Origin of the sequence: Arenicella sp. 4NH20-0111, assembly GCF_040366405.1 — a bacterium.
Lineage (GTDB): Bacteria > Pseudomonadota > Gammaproteobacteria > Arenicellales > Arenicellaceae > Arenicella.
The window spans coordinates 1-1,052 of sequence record NZ_BAABWF010000025.1; the positions used below are offsets into that span (position 1 = coordinate 1).

Genomic DNA, 1,052 nt, shown 5'->3' on the forward strand with positions numbered 1-1,052 from the left:
TATCATGGGTAACTTGGAAACATAACGCCAATAACACGGGCGGCCGCGTAGCGGACGTCCGGGCACTGAAAGCGCTTTTGTGTTTGTTCTTGTTATACGTTCATGAATCATGATGGACATAATACGCGAGTTGTTTTTCCGGATAATAATATAGGTATAGGCTGGCATAGCCAGCATTACCATAATAGGTTTCTTTATTACCAGATGGGGGGTAAAAAAACATCGGCTTTGCTATCTGCTTTAATCCTTCTGGAGCTTTTTCATCAAGCTCAAGTGTTCCTATAATTGTTCTAACTTCCTTTCGATCGGCACTAAATTTGTAGTGCACTACTCTATCTGCCAAAGGGTAATAGCGGGCTTCAACGTCACGTGGCTTATCAAGACCGATCTCTTTCAGGTCTCCATTATGGTCTAACGATGAAAACGTTAGGAAAGTAAATCCAAGTACGAGGACCCAAGTTAAAAGGAAGCCGCCGATAACTGAAAAGATTATCTTTGATGTACTCATTGGTCCAAATACGTATAACGCCTTGCCAAGGGGCGCCGCACTTTATGCGGCGTCCCACGGAGCCAGCTTGCTGGCGGAGTGAAGTTGGGCAACTTGTTATACGAAATCTGGTTGAATTTTTGCATAGCCCCAAACCCTAAATTTTCTATCTTCAATAGAGTATTTAATCTTAGCCTTGTTAAGACTAGCTTTAATATACTTTCTTAAGTCTGTTTCCTTGTCTGGAATTAATTTGCCCTGCCGCTCTCTCTTTATAGGATCAATATCCATCCATTCTATGCACGCAGGATTCCCATGCTTTATCCATTCCCAGTCAAGGAACGAAAAGCCCGGCATCGGCTCTGTATCTCTCAGATACTTTAATCTGACCATTGGCTCGAACTCTTTTTGAGATGAGAGGATCTCTGCAAGAGATCGCCAGCGAGTATTGTTCATAAACGACACATACCCATTCTCTTGAGCAAATTGAGAGTCTTTATCCTTCATGCGTATAACGCCTTTAAAACGGGCGCGTCAAAGACGCGTCCGAGCCGCTTGCGGCGTT

At 43.6% G+C, this 1,052-nt stretch carries 2 protein-coding genes; both read right to left on the reverse strand.

Going from position 1 to position 1,052, the window contains the following annotated elements:
- Positions 1 to 100: 100 nt before the first annotated feature.
- The gene (locus tag ABWW54_RS20075) at positions 101 to 508 is read right to left on the reverse strand and encodes a hypothetical protein (RefSeq protein ID WP_353415003.1); all 408 of its coding nucleotides are present in this window, start codon (positions 506 to 508) and stop codon (positions 101 to 103) included.
- Positions 509 to 604: 96 nt separating this feature from the next.
- Positions 605 to 994, reverse strand: coding sequence for a DUF6678 family protein (locus tag ABWW54_RS20080; protein ID WP_353415005.1), 390 nt, complete (start codon positions 992 to 994; stop codon positions 605 to 607).
- Positions 995 to 1,052 lie beyond the last annotated feature (58 nt).

Coding starts and splice junctions, on each gene's coding strand:
- ABWW54_RS20075 (WP_353415003.1), bottom strand. CDS start 508: ATGAGTACATCAAAGATAATCTTTTCAGTTATCGGCGGCTTCCTTTTA.
- ABWW54_RS20080 (WP_353415005.1), bottom strand. CDS start 994: ATGAAGGATAAAGACTCTCAATTTGCTCAAGAGAATGGGTATGTGTCG.